Raw genomic sequence first — 16,163 nt, forward strand, 5'->3', positions numbered from 1 at the left:
AACTATACCCTGGCAAAAGCACCGGGATATTTAACTGAGGAGAATGACATGGCGGTAACGCAAACAGCCCAGGCATGTGACCTGGTCATTTTCGGCGCGAAAGGCGACCTGGCGCGCCGAAAATTGCTGCCTTCCCTGTATCAACTGGAGAAAGCCGGTCAGATTAACCCGGATACCCGTATTATCGGGGTGGGTCGCGCGGACTGGGACAAAGATGCCTATACCAAAGTGGTTCGCGAAGCGCTCGAAACCTTCATGAAAGAAAAGATTGATGAAGGCTTGTGGGATACCCTGAGCGGCCGTCTGGATTTTTGCAATCTGGACGTTAACGACACTGAGGCGTTCGGTCGCCTGGGAGCCATGCTGGATCAAAAATCGCGCACCACCATTAACTATTTTGCGATGCCGCCGAGCACCTTTGGCGCCATCTGTAAAGGTCTGGGTGAAGCGAAGCTGAACGCTAAACCGGCTCGCGTGGTAATGGAAAAACCGCTGGGTACCTCGCTGGCGACCTCGCGTGAAATCAACGATCAGGTAGGCGAGTACTTTGAAGAGTGTCAGGTTTACCGTATCGACCACTATCTGGGCAAAGAGACCGTTCTTAACCTGCTGGCGCTGCGTTTTGCCAACTCGCTGTTCGTGAATAACTGGGACAACCGCACGATTGATCATGTGGAAATTACCGTTGCGGAAGAGGTGGGCATTGAAGGTCGCTGGGGCTACTTCGACCAGGCGGGCCAGATGCGCGACATGATCCAGAACCACCTGCTGCAAATTCTGTGCATGATTGCGATGTCGCCGCCGTCCGATCTGACGGCCGACAGCATTCGCGATGAGAAAGTGAAAGTGCTGAAGTCGCTGCGCCGCATCGATCGCTCGAACGTGCGCGAGAAAACGGTTCGCGGGCAATACACCACCGGTTTTGCTCAGGGCAAAAAAGTACCGGGCTACCTCGAAGAAGAAGGTGCGAACAAGAGCAGCAACACCGAGACCTTTGTGGCGATTCGCGTGGACATCGACAACTGGCGCTGGGCGGGCGTACCGTTCTACCTGCGCACCGGTAAACGTCTGCCGACCAAATGCTCTGAGGTTGTCGTCTACTTCAAGACGCCTGAGCTGAACCTGTTCAAAGAGTCCTGGCAGGATCTGCCGCAGAACAAGCTGACCATCCGTCTGCAACCTGATGAAGGTGTGGACATCCAGGTGCTTAACAAAGTGCCGGGTCTGGATCACAAGCACAATTTGCAGATCACCAAGCTGGATTTGAGCTACTCCGAAACCTTCAATCAAACGCATCTGGCGGATGCTTACGAGCGTCTGTTGCTGGAAACCATGCGCGGTATTCAGGCGCTGTTCGTGCGTCGTGATGAAGTTGAAGAGGCCTGGAAGTGGGTGGACTCCATCACTGAAGCCTGGGAAATGGATAATGATGCGCCAAAACCGTATCAGGCGGGGACCTGGGGGCCGGTCGCTTCGGTGGCGATGATCACCCGTGATGGCCGTTCCTGGAATGAGTTTGAGTAAAATTCCATCTAGCCCATAGGTGTTATTTTACCGGTAACATGATCTAACACAGATTGTAGAACAATTTTTGCACTTTTAAGCCTCGCGTGGATTCACCCGCGGGGCTTTTTTTATTACACTGCCGGAAGTGATTTTGCCCCAGTGCGCCATATAACAAGCGATTCAGCAATATTTAACCTTACTGAAACCCTTTGTTAATCGGCGGCACAGACAAATAAATTTCAGGAGCCTCTATGAATCCAGATTTGTTACGCGTAACAAAACGCATTGTCGAACGCTCGCGTGAGACACGTTCTGCCTACCTCGCCCGTATTGAACAAGCGAGAACATCCACTGTTCATCGCTCGCAGCTGGCATGCGGTAACCTGGCGCACGGCTTTGCCGCCTGCCAGCCTGACGATAAAGCGTCACTGAAGAGCATGTTGCGTAACAATATCGGGATCATCACCTCTTACAACGACATGCTTTCCGCTCATCAGCCGTATGAGCACTATCCCGAGATCATCCGCAAAGCGCTGCATTCTGCGAATGCGGTAGGCCAGGTCGCCGGCGGCGTTCCTGCGATGTGTGATGGCGTGACGCAGGGGCAGGACGGTATGGAGCTTTCTCTGCTGAGCCGCGAAGTGATCGCAATGTCGGCGGCGGTGGGGCTGTCTCACAATATGTTTGATGGCGCGCTGTTCCTTGGCGTGTGTGACAAAATCGTCCCCGGTCTGGCGATGGCGGCGCTGTCATTTGGCCACCTGCCGTCTGTTTTCGTGCCTTCCGGCCCGATGGCAAGCGGTCTGCCTAATAAAGAAAAAGTGCGTATCCGCCAGTTATATGCGGAAGGGAAGGTCGATCGCATGGCGCTGCTGGAATCTGAGGCGGCCTCTTACCACGCGCCAGGCACCTGTACGTTTTACGGCACCGCCAACACCAACCAGATGGTGGTGGAGTTCATGGGGATGCAGTTGCCCGGCTCATCCTTTGTTCACCCGGACGCGCCGTTGCGTGAAGCGCTGACCGCTGCCGCCGCGCGCCAGGTGACGCGCCTGACCGGTAACGGCAACGAATGGATGCCGATCGGTAAGATGATTGATGAAAAAGTGGTCGTGAACGGCATTGTGGCGCTGCTGGCAACCGGCGGTTCAACCAACCACACCATGCACCTCGTTGCGATGGCGCGGGCGGCAGGCATCCTGATTAACTGGGATGATTTCTCCGATCTGTCGGAAATCGTACCGTTGATGGCGCGTCTGTATCCGAATGGCCCGGCAGATATTAACCACTTCCAGGCGGCAGGCGGCGTACCGGCACTGATGCGTGAACTGCTGAATGCGGGACTGTTGCATGAAGATGTGAATACCGTGGCGGGTTTTGGTCTGTCTCGCTATACCTTCGAACCGTGGCTGAACAACGGCGAGCTGGACTGGCGCGAAGGGGTGGCGAAATCCCTGGACAGCAATGTGATTGCCACCTTTGATAAGCCGTTCTCCCACCACGGCGGAACGAAAGTGCTGAGCGGCAACCTTGGCCGCGCGGTCATGAAAACGTCTGCGGTGCCGGTTGAAAATCAAATTATTGAAGCGCCAGCGGTTGTTTTTGAAAGTCAGCATGATGTTTTACCGGCTTTTGAAGCGGGTCTGCTTGACCGCGATTGCGTGGTGGTTGTGCGCCATCAGGGACCAAAAGCGAACGGAATGCCAGAATTACATAAACTCATGCCGCCACTTGGTGTATTATTGGACCGTTGTTTCAAAATTGCGTTAGTTACCGATGGACGGCTTTCCGGTGCTTCAGGTAAAGTGCCTTCAGCAATCCATGTAACCCCGGAAGCCTATGATGGCGGGCTACTGGCGAAAGTACGCGATGGCGACATTATTCGTGTGAATGGACAGACAGGCGAACTGATGCTGCTGGTTGATGATGCGGAACTTGCCGCTCGCCAGCCTCACATTCCTGACCTGAGCGCATCGCGCATCGGTACAGGCCGTGAGATGTTCAGCGCGTTGCGTGAAAAACTGTCCGGCGCCGAGCAGGGCGCAACCTGTATGACGTTTTAAGACGACAAATTTTGTACTCAGGCGAGAGAAAACTCTGATGAAAAACTGGAAAACAAGTGCAGAAGCAATCCTGACCACAGGCCCGGTTGTACCGGTGATCGTGGTGAACAAACTGGAACACGCGGTGCCGATGGCAAAAGCGCTGGTTGCAGGCGGTGTGCGCGTTCTGGAAGTGACTTTACGTACCGCGTGTGCGATGGATGCCATCCGTGCTATCGCGAAAGAAGTGCCGGAAGCGATCATCGGTGCGGGTACGGTTCTGAACGCGCAACAGCTGGCGGAAGTGACGGAAGCGGGCGCGCAGTTTGCTATCAGCCCGGGCCTGACGGAGCCTCTGCTGAAAGCGGCGACCGAAGGCACCATTCCGCTGATTCCAGGTATCAGCACTGTTTCCGAACTGATGCTGGGTATGGACTACGGCCTGAAAGAGTTCAAATTCTTCCCGGCGGAAGCTAACGGCGGCACCAAAGCGTTGCAGGCGATCGCAGGTCCGTTCTCTCAGGTACGCTTTTGCCCGACTGGCGGTATCTCTCCGGCGAACTACCGTGACTACCTGGCGCTGAAAAGCGTTCTGTGTATCGGGGGTTCCTGGCTGGTTCCGGCTGACGCGCTGGAAGCGGGGGACTACGATCGCATCACGAAACTGGCTCGCGAAGCGGTAGAAGGCGCGAAACACTAAGCTCAAATGCCCGCTGGCGCTGACGCTTACCGGGCCTACGTTTTATAGGGTTGTAGGCCGGATAAGCGCAGCGCCATCCGGCATTTTTTTACCCCGCGACTTTCACCTGTGCCGCCGCGTATTTTGCACGCTCAACGGCCTCTTCGACGCGTTCCGCTGTCGCCAGCGCGACGCCTAACCGACGAGTTCCGTCGATGTCCGGCTTGCCGAAGAACCGCACCTGTAAACCCGCTCCGACGGCCGCTTGTACATTATCAAACGTTACATTCTGGCTGGTGAGCGTCGGTAAAATAACGGCGGACGCGGCAGGGCCATACTGACGAATTTCGCCCACGGGCAGGCCGAGGAAAGCGCGAACGTGCAGGGCAAACTCTGACAGATCTTGCGAAATCAACGTCACCATGCCGGTATCATGCGGTCGCGGGGAGACTTCGCTAAAAACCACTTCATCGCCGCAGACAAAAAGCTCGACGCCAAATAACCCATAGCCGCCTAACGCCAGAACAACCTTGCGGGCGATCTCCTGCGCGCGCGCCAGCGCCAGATCGCTCATCTGCTGCGGTTGCCAGGATTCACGATAATCGCCGTCTTCCTGACGATGGCCGACAGGGGCACAAAAATGGACGCCGTCTATGGCGCTGACGGTCAGCAGAGTGATTTCAAAATCGAATTTAACCACGCCTTCGACAATCACGCGCCCTGCGCCAGCGCGGCCGCCCTGTTGGGCATATTCCCATGCCTGCGACAGTTGGTCGGCGCTGCGGATGAAACTCTGTCCTTTACCGGAAGAACTCATCACTGGCTTCACAATGCAGGGAAAACCGATCTCCGCCACCGCCTCGCGAAAGCGTTCTTCGCTGTCGGCAAATCGGAAAGAAGAGGTCGGCAACGCCAGTTCTTCTGCCGCCAGACGACGGATGCCTTCACGGTTCATCGTCAGTTGCGTCGCCCGGGCGCAAGGCACCACATTCAGTCCTTCCTGCTCCAGTTCTACCAGCATGTCCGTCGCGATAGCTTCAATTTCCGGCACAATAAAATGCGGCTTTTCGCGTTCAACCACGCGGCGCAGCGCTTCGCCATCCAGCATATTGATGACGTGTGAACGGTGGGCGACGTGCATCGCAGGCGCATCCGGGTAACGATCCACCGCGATAACTTCCACACCCAGACGTTGGCATTCGATCGCCACTTCTTTTCCCAGTTCGCCTGAACCCAATAACATTACGCGCGTAGCCGCCGGACGCAGCGCGGTGCCTAATAACGTCATAAAATATATCCCCTGATTTAACTGGGCGCAGTATATACGAAAACGTTTGCGTCTGTCTTTATTGCCAGGTTGATTTCATTACTGAAAAGTAATATACTGTACATAATTACAGGTAATTGAGAGGCTGCAAAAATGGCGGTTGAAGTTAAATACGTGGTCATTCGGGAAGGTGAGGAAAAAATGTCGTTTACCAGCAAAAAGGACGCCGATGCGTATGACAAAATGCTTGATACGGCAGACCTGCTCGACACATGGCTTGAGCAGTCTCCGGTAGCGATGGAAGACGAACAGCGCGAAGCGCTTTCTCTGTGGCTGGCTGAACAAAAAGACGTATTGAGCACGATCCTGAAAACCGGCAAATTGCCGTCGCCGCAGGTGGTTAAAAGCGATGCGACGGCGGAGGATGACACGCAAGCGGCCTGAGTCTGACTTGCGCTCCCGACGTTTTGTACCATGCTTTTTCCTGAATCATTGTGCTATGCCCGTGGATTTCGCGTTGCAAACATGCAGCCTGAAAGACGAAGGAGATATAAGGAGAAAAAGTATGAATAAAAAAAGAGGAGCGCTGTTGAGCCTGCTGTTGTTGTCCGCCAGCGTATCGGTCTTCGCTGCCGATACGGCCAGCAAATCGGTGAAATTCCCGACCTGTGAAGGGCTGAACGCTGATGGGATCGCCGCCAGCGTGAAGCGCGATTATCAGCAAAACCGTATCGTACGTTGGGCTGATGACCAAAAAAAGGTCGGACAGGCGAATCCGGTAGTGTGGGTCAACACTCAGGATATTACCGGCAAAGAGGGTAACTGGACGGTTCCTCTGACTGTTCGCGGGAAAAGTGCCGATCTTCATTATCTGGTAAAGGTTGATTGCAAAGCCGGAACCGCGGAATACCAGCCCCGCTAATGGCAAATTTGCGCATCTTTTGCTGAATTAGACACTTCCTGACATCCCCTCAAGTACGCTTTGACGATTCATCGTTTGTATTTGAGGGGTAAAATGGCTAACTGGCTAAACCAATTACAATCTCTTCTCGGGCAAAACGGAGCCTCTGCATCTTCTTCAGGCGAACAAGGGCTGAGTAAACTGCTGGTTCCCGGCGCGTTAGGCGGTCTGGCCGGTTTACTGGTCGCCAATAAATCTTCCCGTAAGTTACTGACTAAATATGGCACCAGCGCCCTGTTGGTTGGCGGCGGCGCGGTGGCAGGCACCGTCTTATGGAACAAATACAAAGAGAGGGTACGTGCTGCGCATCAGGATGAGCCGCAATTCGGCGCGCAGAGTACGCCGCTGGACCAACGAACCGAGCGGTTGATCCTCGCCCTGGTGTTTGCGGCGAAAAGCGACGGGCATATCGATAGCCAGGAGCGTGCAGCCATCGAACGCCAGTTGCGTGAAGCCGGGGTGGAGGAGCAGGGACGTGTGCTTATCGAACAGGCGATTGAACAGCCGCTCGATCCGCAGCGTCTGGCGCAAGGCATCCGTAATGAGGAAGAGGCGCTGGAAATTTACTTCCTGAGCTGTGCCGCCATTGATATCGACCATTTTATGGAGCGCAGTTATCTGAATGCGTTGGGCGATGCGCTGAAAATTCCTCAGGATGTGCGGGACGGCATCGAGCAGGATCTGCAACAGCAAAAACAGGCTCTGCCAGGCTAACGTAATCCCCTGCATAGCATGTTTCGCTTGCATCGTGCGTGACTTTTGCCACCCTTATAGGGTGTTTAAAGACAAAAGAACAAAGACATGCTACCAAAAGCCACCCGTATTCCGCACACCATGACGCTGCATGGCGACACCCGTGTCGATAACTATTATTGGCTGCGAGACGACTCCCGCTCGCAGCCTGATGTCCTTGACTATCTGCATCAGGAAAACGCCTATGGACATCAGGTCATGGCGTCACAGCAGGCGTTACAGGATCGCGTGCTGAAAGAGATTATCGATCGCATTCCGCCCAGAGATGTTTCCGCACCTTACGTCAAAAATGGTTATCGCTACCGGCAAATTTATGAGCCAGGGTGTGAATATGCTATTTACCAACGCCAGCCGGCGCGAAGTGAAGAGTCGGATGCGTGGGATTTATTGCTGGATGCGAATCAGCGAGCGGCCCACAGCGAGTTTTATACTCTCGGTGGAATGGCCATTACGCCGGACAACACCATCATGGCGCTGGCGGAAGATTATCTTTCCCGTCGTCAGTATGGGCTGCGTTTTCGTAATCTTGAAAGCGGTAACTGGTACCCGGAACTGCTGGATAACGTGGCGCCAGAGTTTGTCTGGGCGAATGATTCGTTGACGCTTTACTACGTGCGTAAACACGGCACCACGTTGCTGCCTTACCAGGTATGGCGTCATACCGTGGGTACGCCGGCCACGCAGGATCAACTGGTCTATGAAGAAAAGGACGACGCTTTTTACGTCAGTTTGCACAAAACCACCTCTCAGCATTATGTGGTGATCCATCTCGCCAGTGCGACCACCAGTGAAGTGCTGTTGCTGGATGCTGAACTGGCCGATGCGGAACCCTTCTCGTTTTTACCACGGCGTAAAGATCATGAATACAGTCTCGATCATTACCAGCATAAGTTTTATCTGCGTTCCAATCGCCACGGAAAAAACTTTGGTCTGTATCGCAGCCGGGTACGTGATGAAAATGCCTGGGAAGAGCTGATTGCGCCGCGCGAGAGCATCATGCTGGAAGGGTTTACCCTTTTTACCGACTGGCTGGTGGTGGAAGAACGCCAGCGTGGTTTGACCAGCCTGCGGCAGATTAACCGTAAAACGCGTGAAGTAACGGGGATTGCGTTCGACGATCCGGCCTACGTCACCTGGCTTGCCTATAACCCTGAACCGGAAACGTCCCGCTTGCGTTATGGTTATTCATCGATGACGACGCCTGACACCTTGTTTGAGCTGGATATGGATACCGGCGAGCGGCGCGTGCTCAAACAAACGGATGTGCCGGGATTTGACGCTGCGAATTATCAGAGCGAGCACCTGTGGATTGTCGCCCGGGATGGTGTAGAGGTTCCGGTTTCGCTGGTTTACCATCGAAAACATTTCCGCAAGGGGCAAAATCCGCTGCTTGTCTACGGCTACGGTTCCTATGGCGCCAGCATGGATGCCGATTTCAGCAGCAGTCGGTTAAGTTTGCTGGATCGCGGGTTTGTTTACGCCATCGTGCATGTTCGCGGCGGCGGTGAGTTAGGTCATCAGTGGTATGAAGACGGTAAGTTTCTGAAAAAGAAAAATACGTTTAATGACTATCTTGATGCCTGCGACGCGTTGCTGAAACTGGGCTACGGCTCGCCTTCATTTTGCTATGGCATGGGCGGCAGCGCGGGCGGCATGTTGATGGGCGTCGCGATTAACGAACGTCCTGAACTTTTTCATGGCGTCATCGCGCAGGTGCCGTTTGTTGACGTCCTGACGACAATGCTTGATGAGTCTATCCCTTTAACCACGGGAGAGTTCGAAGAGTGGGGAAATCCGCAGGATGCGGAATACTACGCGTATATGAAAAGCTACAGTCCGTACGACAACGTTACCGCGCAGGACTATCCGCATCTTCTGGTTACCACCGGGTTACATGATTCGCAGGTGCAATACTGGGAACCCGCCAAATGGGTCGCTAAACTGCGCGAACTGAAAACGGATGACCACCTGCTGTTGCTGTGTACGGATATGGATTCCGGGCATGGCGGGAAGTCCGGGCGTTTTAAAGCGTATGAGGGAGTGGCGCTGGAATTCGCTTTTCTGATCGGTCTCGCTCAGGGCACGTTGCCAGGGCAGGCAGGCGCTCAGGCGTCGCTCAGATAGTGTTTAAGCGTTAAACGCAGCTCCGGGCTCATGTTGTCAAGGTTATTAAATAACCAGCGCAGATAGCCCGGATCGCGCTCGGCGACTTCAGAAACGGCTTTGCCGCGATATTTGCCAAACGTAAATGTCGTTAACAGGGCCGGGCGTCCGGTAATATCGACCATTTGTTCCGCCGTCCAGCCTGACGTGTTCATAATATCGATCAGCAATGCCGCCGTGATATAGCAGTCATACAATGCGCGGTGATGATGGAGGCCGGGCGGTGTTTGCACGCTTAGCTTACGGGATTTGTAGAGCGCCATGTTGCTGTATTTGATCCCCGGCCATAACCGGCGCGACAGCTTCATGGTACAAATCCACTCTCCCGGCATCTCTGGCAGCACACGCCGGTCGAAACTGGCGTTATGCGCGACATACCATTCGCTTCCGTGATAGAGCGGAATGATATCTTCGATCCAGGGTTTATCGGCAACCATCGATTCACTGATACGGTGAATCGCCATCGCCTGCGGGCTGATGGGGCGGTCAGGACGAACCAGATGGCTCATTGGATTGACAATTCTCCCCGCCACCACATCGACAGAGGCAATCTCAACAATCCCGCCCTGTAGTCCGCAGGTTTCCGTATCTATAACTCGCAACATGGGGTGCTCCCGACCGAAAACACCTAGCGTAATGGAATGATATCGCCTTGCCAACCCCGTGTCGTATGCTGACCTGTTAACAGCAGAGAACCGCTGTCCGCGCGGACAATGAGCTGGCCGCTTTCATCCCATAGCGCGCTGTTGCCTCCGGCGTTTGCCATCAACACGGCAATGGCGAAGCGATGCGAAAAACGTTGTAGCCGGGAGGTGGAGGTAAATAAATCATGTTCGCTGACGCACTGGCTGGTGGTGAATAACGAAAAGGCGGGATCGATATCAATGCCTTCCGGCTGCTCATCCATCACGCTTATCGTTTTCCGGTGGCGGGCCACGCAGGCGCCGTGGCTTTGATGAAAGATCAGCGGCGATGTCACCCAGGGGGCGAAAATGGCAATGCCTCTGACTAACTGGCCGTTATGCTCAACCGGCAGCCCGGCAATAATCGTCATGCGGTACGCGGATGCCGCATAAGCAAGCGGCTGTAATAAGGACTCATCGGGCGGGACAGGGAGCGCCTGCGCCGTATCGTTGCATCCGGTTAACGACAGGGAAGGGAATACCAGGAGTTCGCATTGCTGGCTGGCAGCAATCTCAACAAATTGCAGATGGTGCGCGACATGTTCTGCCAGCGTGGCGCGAGGTGGTTCATACTGCGCCGCCGCGATTTTCCAGTGTGACATAATGATTTCCTTTTCATAGTGTCTACAATCATCCTTAAATCTTAGTTTAAGAATGTACTTATACTGTAGCAACTCATGTGTAAGGAAGTGTAACGCTATATAAGTTTATTTAACTTTCGGTTCGTAAGGTAAGCGTGACAGGGAAACCGACGCCAGACGGTGGGCAATCAGACGTTCACGAAACCATTCGCGCAGGTGTTCTGGCTGTTCACGCTCAACGACTTCTGCCACGACGGGCATATTGTAACGCTCTTTAAACGCCACACCGGCTGCGGCCAGGTCAACGTTGATCTTATCCATGTCAGCTTGTTCAAGTTGAGCCAGGTTCGTTTGCATACGCTTCTCCTTATCATCAATGGCGCGCAAAAGTTACTAAGAGTGCGCCTCAATGGCAAGCCGGAAATGATGATTCTCGACTCGACCATTATAGAAGGTTATTCTCTGTAAATCAGACATAACAAAAAGGAATAATTGATATGGCTTCTACTGCACCTTCTTTGCGCTATGCTCTCCTTTTCCTCGCCTCAACGCTGGCGGCGCCTGCGGCCTGGGCACATGCACATCTGACGCATCAATACCCGGCGGCTGACGCTGAGGTGACTGCCGCGCCGCAGGCATTGACGCTGAATTTCTCCGAAGGCATTGAGCCTGGCTTCAGCGGGGCGACGCTGACCGGGCCAAAGCAGGAAAGCATCAAAACGCGGCCTGCGAAGCGCAATGAGCAGGATGCGAAACAGCTCATTATTCCTCTGGATCAGACGCTTAATCCCGGAACCTATACGGTTAACTGGCATGTGGTGTCGGTTGACGGTCATAAGACAAAAGGGCAATACACCTTTAGCGTGAAGTAATCATGCTGACGTTTACCTGGGTAGCGCTTCGCTTTATCCATTTTAGCGCCATGATGCTGGTGTTTGGCTGCGCGTTATATGGCGCGTGGCTGGCGCCGGTTTCTGTTCGTCGCCTGATGATGCGCCGCTTTCTGCGCCTGCAACAGCACGCTGCCGTGTGGAGCTTTGTCAGCGCGACGCTGATGCTGGCGATCCAGGGTGGACTAATGGGGGCGGGCTGGCAGGACGTAATCTCGGTTTCGATATGGGGCGCGGTTTTACAGACTCAATTTGGCGGCGTATGGCTGTGGCAGATTATTCTCGCGCTTGTCACGTTGGCCATGACGCTGGTTGTGCCGAGAAATTTACCGCGTCTGCTGCTCATCCTGATGGTTGCCCAGTTTATGTTGCTGGCAGGCGTTGGCCACGCCACGCTGAATGATGGCGTGGTGGGCGCGGTACAGCAGATTAACCATGCGGCTCATCTGGTGTGCGCTGCGGCCTGGTTTGGCGGCCTGCTGCCGGTTATCTACTGTATGCGCATGGCGCAAGGTCGCTGGCGACAACAGGCCATCGAAACAATGATGCGTTTCTCCCGCTATGGTCATCTGTTTGTCGCGGGCGTATTGTGCACCGGCATCGCAAATGTGCTTTTTATTACGGGGTTTTCCGCCCCCTGGCATACCGCGTACGGGCAGTTTCTTTTGTTAAAATGTGTCCTTGTCCTGCTAATGGTGGCAATTGCGCTAACGAACCGGTATGTTCTCGTACCACGTATGCGGCAGGAAAATCGCCGCGCGAATCTCTGGTTTATCTGGATGACTCAGATTGAATGGGGAATTGGAGCCGTTGTGCTGGCGATTGTCAGCCTGTTCGCAACCCTGGAACCCTTCTGATGGACTGGCAAAACTCATGAAAAAAATGATTCTCTCTCTGCTATTGTTGGCAAGTTCAGGCGCTGCGCTGGCGGCGCCTCAGGTTATCACCGTGAGCCGCTTTGAAGTGGGCAAAGACAAGTGGGCGTTTAACCGCGAAGAGGTGATGCTGACCTGCCGACCGGGCCATGCCCTGTATGTCATCAACCCGAGCACGCTGGTGCAATACCCGCTGAACGATGTCGCAGAGCAGCAAGTTGCAAGCGGCAAAACCAACGCGCAGGCTATCACCGTCATTCAGATTGACGATCCGGCAAAACCGGGTGAAAAAATGAGCCTTGCACCGTTTATTGAACGCGCGGAAAAGCTCTGCTAATTACCAGAAGTATCTTTCTGATTTCCAATAAAAAACCGCAAGCCTCATGCAGAGGAACTTGCGGTTTTTTCGTTGTTGCGGCTGACAACGGTCGTTTTTTACCGGCCACTTTCGTCGTGGACTGGAAAACCTGGCGTCGTCATCTATTCTTAAAGGGCAAGGCGACTTAGCCTGCATTAATGCCAACTTTTAGCGCACGGCTCTCTCCCAAGAGCCATTTCCCTGGACCGAATACAGGAATCGTATTCGGTCTCTTTTTATCTGTTTGTTTTGAAGTGTGTTTTCAGATACTAACCCGAAAACACACGAAAGTTACTCGAATTTTCCATATCCTGTCCAAACCATAACATACTCTGTACCGAGTGCGTCCAGGGTTTTTTGATTGGTATGTTAATTTTTGTGCGTCAGAGTGCCGTGTGAAGCCAGGTTTACATGGATGAACGTTTATGAATCATGCTCGATGAGTTACTCATGCTGTGCACAGAAGGCGCGCAGGATGAGGATGACGGGGGTAAAAATCAGAGCGACATAAAACAGTATGATCAGTACCGCGTCTAATGCGTGATAATTCAAAATGAAATAGATAACATTCCCAATAGATATCAGGATAAAGGTGTATTTACTAATAAATAAGCATCTTTTCATTTTGGTCGTAGCTATAAAGAGTTAATTTTTGTTTCTATTTACGTCTTTGGGCGTACTGGAATTCAGGGCTTTTTCACGACATGCTTCTTTTACCCATGCAGAAAAATTGCTGGTTTTTTCCTTCGCCATCACTTGCTCTATTTGTTTCAGCAAACTGTATGAAAAACGGATGTTTTTTATCACTGTTTTGCCTGTAAAGTTCTTTATCGACATAAGGTGCTTCTCGCAACTAATTCACATCATTGTTACTTTCGCGTAACTACGCATGAAGGGAATTGATTTACATCAATGAAATCAACGGTGATGACGGCGAGGTTTCCTGGTTGTGAATTGCGTCGCAACAAAGAATGCCTTAGCGATACCACATTGAAGAGTGGGGTTGTTCAGTGACTATTCTCTATTTTTTAATGCCTGGAATCTTTTCAAGATGTGCGATGATGATAATCAGATTGATTTTATTGGGTAATTCATATTGTGAGGGTAGATATTTATTAATTAATATCCGTGTGTTTTTAGGCTGTTTATACTCACAAAAAGATAAGCAAGCGCCGCATACGGAGTGTATGGACGCTTGCTGTATTATTAGAACTGATAGTTTAAAGACATCCAGTAGTTGCGACCTGGAATAACGTATCCGGTCGTTGACTGCGCTGTCTGGAAATAATCGCCAGCATAGGTGCTGGAACGGCCAGATTGATATAATTTGACGTCGCTAAAGTCTTTATCCAGTACGTTATTGACGGCGGTATTCAGGGTTAAATCTTTAGTCAGTTTATAAGATAGTCCCATATCCAGCACTGTCCATGCTTTTAGATTTGCGCCTTTGTCATCATACACTTTCTGCTGTACCGCACTGAGATTGTCATAGGTCTGAGTAAAGCGGGGCGCTTTACCGCGATAGCGGGCGCTAAGCCAGGCATTTAAATCATCTGTCGCCTGCCAGTTAACGCGGGCATTTGCCATATGTTTTGGTGTATAGCTGAGTGGTGCGCCTTTATTATCTCCATCTTTCTGTTTGCTCTGAGTATAGGTATAGTTGAGCGACAGACTCAAATTATCCAACCAGAGAGGGAACGATGTTGCAAATTCGACACCATCGGTACGCGCTTTTCCGCTATTGGTATAGCTACTGGTATTGTCATCAATCGAATAAGAAACAATTTTATTGCGATATTCAGTGTAGAATCCGGTTATATTGGCATTGAACCCATTGCTATTATCGTAATAAAGTCCGGTTTCATAACTGGTGCTTTCTTCAGGTTTTAAATCTGGATTACCGACGGTATTGATTGTTCCCTGACCAGAAACACCGCTGATGCCGTTATGTAACTGGCTAAGAGAAGGCGCTTTATAACCGGTTGTGATTCCCCCTTTGAGCGTCCATTCATCTGTCATATCCCAGACCAGATAGCCACGAGGACTGAAATGACCGCCGAATACGTCGTTATGTTCATAGCGACTCCCTACGGTAAACGCCAGAGAATCCAGGATATGCCACTCATCTTCAAGGTAAGTCGCCCAGCTTTTTTGATGGAACTTTTCACCTGAACTGGCCAGAACGACGCCATCTTTCATTCGTGCGTCCCAGTATTCGCCACCCACCGTCAGTAAATGTGATTCTCCCAGCGGCGTGAGAAGCACCGAGTTGAGAATAACATTGGTATTTTTCAGTTCACGATCGTCACCCGCTCTCCAGGCCTGATCGGGCGTCAGAGCGGAGGAAACCAGCTGCCGTCCTTTGTTTTCTGTCTCATTCCAGTTAAGAGACGATTTCCATGTACCAAACGTTAAGGCGGTGTCATGTCCTAACGTCACTTTATTGCGCTCATAGCGGAGCGTTTTATCATATCCGCCCGTGAGGCTACCAAGCTGACCGTCGCTGTTATCATAACGCTGTCGGGATGTGTCGAGATCCATCCATAGCGTATTGTTTGCGCTGGCTTTCCAGTCAAATCTCGCGCCGATGTTGTAGTTTTGCGACTCAGTGGGATAAGGAACGCGTGTTTCTGCGGTGTCGCTCAGTGATGTAATGCTGGAGCCTTGTCGCTGGGTTGTGCTTCCACGAACCTGCATATCCAGCGAGCCAGGCACCAGGGGACCGCTTGACCAGAAATTTGCGGTTGTGCTGTTTCCCCATTTATTACTTTCCTGTAGGTTCACTCCCGTATTAATGGCCGTGCTCCACTTATCGGTGCTTTTTTTGGTAATAATATTCACCACGCCGCCAATGGCGTCTGACCCATAAAGTGTAGACATGGGCCCGCGTATAACCTCTATACGTTCAATGGCTGAAAGTGGGGGCATAAAACTGGTATTCATTGCAGAAAAGCCATTCGGTGTTACATCCGATGTTCCATTCTGACGAATACCGTCAATAAGAATAAGGGTATAACTGGCAGGCATCCCACGAATACTTATTTCAAGCCCCCCTGTTTTTCCGGTACTGCTTTCGACGTCCACTCCCTCAACGGCCCTGAGAGCATCGCCAAGATCATTATATTTATTGGTCTGTAATTCTTGTTGTGAAATAACAGAAACACTGGCTGCCGCATTGGTGATTTTTTTCTCGTATCCCGATGCGGTGACGACCATAACATCTTCTGCAAAAACATTAAAACTTGTGGCGCCCAGACAAGATAAGACAAGTGAAGCGAGAGGTTTAATACGCATTATCGAACTTCCTTTGTTAAAAAAAGCAAAGTCAATAAGATAATGCATGAAAATGATAATAAAAATAATTATCATTACACTTTTACATAAGTTGGCATTTATATGATTTTA

Annotated in this window: 16 protein-coding genes; 10 read left to right on the top strand and 6 right to left on the bottom strand. The window is 52.0% G+C overall.

Annotation, left to right across the window (positions count from 1 at the left end; all coding sequences use genetic code 11):
• Positions 1–48: 48 nt before the first annotated feature.
• The 3 genes from zwf (at position 49) to kdgA (ending at position 4,248) form a co-directional block, all read left to right on the top strand.
• Entirely contained in the window at positions 49–1,524 is a 1,476-nt protein-coding gene (gene zwf / locus FD428_RS09245; RefSeq protein ID WP_012132010.1) for a glucose-6-phosphate dehydrogenase, read from the top strand.
• A gap of 233 nt (positions 1,525–1,757) precedes the next feature.
• Positions 1,758–3,569, top strand: a complete 1,812-nt coding sequence (gene edd, locus FD428_RS09250; RefSeq protein WP_114847793.1) for a phosphogluconate dehydratase — start codon at positions 1,758–1,760, stop codon at positions 3,567–3,569.
• Positions 3,570–3,606: 37 nt separating this feature from the next.
• Positions 3,607–4,248 carry a bifunctional 4-hydroxy-2-oxoglutarate aldolase/2-dehydro-3-deoxy-phosphogluconate aldolase gene (kdgA, locus tag FD428_RS09255; protein ID WP_114847794.1) on the top strand — a complete coding sequence of 214 codons (642 nt, stop codon included), beginning with the start codon at positions 3,607–3,609 and terminating at the stop codon, positions 4,246–4,248.
• A gap of 88 nt (positions 4,249–4,336) precedes the next feature.
• Here kdgA and purT read toward each other — a convergent pair whose 3' ends face one another.
• Positions 4,337–5,515, bottom strand: coding sequence for a formate-dependent phosphoribosylglycinamide formyltransferase (gene purT, locus FD428_RS09260; protein WP_071258714.1), 1,179 nt, complete (start codon positions 5,513–5,515; stop codon positions 4,337–4,339).
• Between the two features lie 132 nt (positions 5,516–5,647).
• On the opposite strand from purT, the gene yebG reads away from it, so the two are divergent.
• The 4 genes from yebG to ptrB all read left to right on the top strand — a co-directional run bounded on the left by yebG (position 5,648) and on the right by ptrB (position 9,332).
• The gene (gene yebG / locus FD428_RS09265; RefSeq protein WP_058669278.1) at positions 5,648–5,938 is read left to right on the top strand and encodes a DNA damage-inducible protein YebG; all 291 of its coding nucleotides are present in this window, start codon (positions 5,648–5,650) and stop codon (positions 5,936–5,938) included.
• Positions 5,939–6,059: 121 nt separating this feature from the next.
• Positions 6,060–6,416, top strand: coding sequence for a protein YebF (gene yebF / locus FD428_RS09270; RefSeq protein ID WP_047463192.1), 357 nt, complete (start codon positions 6,060–6,062; stop codon positions 6,414–6,416).
• Between the two features lie 93 nt (positions 6,417–6,509).
• A complete protein-coding gene (locus tag FD428_RS09275; RefSeq protein ID WP_058669276.1) occupies positions 6,510–7,169 on the top strand; it encodes a tellurite resistance TerB family protein in 660 nt (219 codons plus the stop codon).
• A gap of 87 nt (positions 7,170–7,256) precedes the next feature.
• Positions 7,257–9,332 carry an oligopeptidase B gene (gene ptrB / locus FD428_RS09285; RefSeq protein ID WP_058669275.1) on the top strand — a complete coding sequence of 692 codons (2,076 nt, stop codon included), beginning with the start codon at positions 7,257–7,259 and terminating at the stop codon, positions 9,330–9,332.
• Here the strand turns inward: ptrB and exoX are convergent.
• From exoX to FD428_RS09300, 3 genes are all read right to left on the bottom strand, one after another.
• Positions 9,314–9,976 (bottom strand): exodeoxyribonuclease X, encoded by a 663-nt coding sequence (gene exoX, locus FD428_RS09290; RefSeq protein WP_012132019.1) that lies wholly within the window; start codon positions 9,974–9,976, stop codon positions 9,314–9,316. The genes ptrB and exoX overlap by 19 nt on opposite strands.
• 23 nt (positions 9,977–9,999) lie before the next feature.
• The gene (locus tag FD428_RS09295; RefSeq protein WP_114847795.1) at positions 10,000–10,656 is read right to left on the bottom strand and encodes a carbon-nitrogen hydrolase family protein; all 657 of its coding nucleotides are present in this window, start codon (positions 10,654–10,656) and stop codon (positions 10,000–10,002) included.
• A 105-nt stretch (positions 10,657–10,761) separates the two neighbouring features.
• Positions 10,762–10,992: a DNA polymerase III subunit theta gene (locus FD428_RS09300; RefSeq protein WP_024130259.1), complete on the bottom strand. Its 231-nt coding sequence runs from the start codon at positions 10,990–10,992 to the stop codon at positions 10,762–10,764.
• Between the two features lie 140 nt (positions 10,993–11,132).
• On the opposite strand from FD428_RS09300, the gene yobA reads away from it, so the two are divergent.
• From yobA to FD428_RS09315, 3 genes are read left to right on the top strand one after another with little or no spacing between them, the layout of a single operon-like run.
• Complete coding sequence (yobA, locus tag FD428_RS09305) at positions 11,133–11,507, top strand: CopC domain-containing protein YobA (protein WP_012132022.1); 375 nt, start codon at positions 11,133–11,135, stop codon at positions 11,505–11,507.
• Positions 11,507–12,382 (top strand): copper homeostasis membrane protein CopD, encoded by an 876-nt coding sequence (copD, locus tag FD428_RS09310; protein ID WP_114847796.1) that lies wholly within the window; start codon positions 11,507–11,509, stop codon positions 12,380–12,382. Before yobA ends, copD begins: the two co-directional genes overlap by 1 nt.
• Positions 12,383–12,398: 16 nt before the next feature.
• Positions 12,399–12,737, top strand: a complete 339-nt coding sequence (locus FD428_RS09315) for a YebY family protein (protein WP_012132024.1) — start codon at positions 12,399–12,401, stop codon at positions 12,735–12,737.
• 666 nt (positions 12,738–13,403) lie between these two features.
• Here the strand turns inward: FD428_RS09315 and FD428_RS09320 are convergent.
• Together FD428_RS09320 and FD428_RS09325 are read right to left on the bottom strand one after the other, a co-directional pair.
• Positions 13,404–13,595: a YlcI/YnfO family protein gene (locus FD428_RS09320; protein ID WP_012132027.1), complete on the bottom strand. Its 192-nt coding sequence runs from the start codon at positions 13,593–13,595 to the stop codon at positions 13,404–13,406.
• A gap of 369 nt (positions 13,596–13,964) precedes the next feature.
• Positions 13,965–16,052, bottom strand: a complete 2,088-nt coding sequence (locus tag FD428_RS09325; protein ID WP_071259049.1) for a TonB-dependent receptor — start codon at positions 16,050–16,052, stop codon at positions 13,965–13,967.
• Positions 16,053–16,163 lie beyond the last annotated feature (111 nt).

It is taken from the genome of Citrobacter sp. TBCP-5362 (assembly GCF_005406305.1).
Classification (GTDB): domain Bacteria; phylum Pseudomonadota; class Gammaproteobacteria; order Enterobacterales; family Enterobacteriaceae; genus Citrobacter_B; species Citrobacter_B koseri.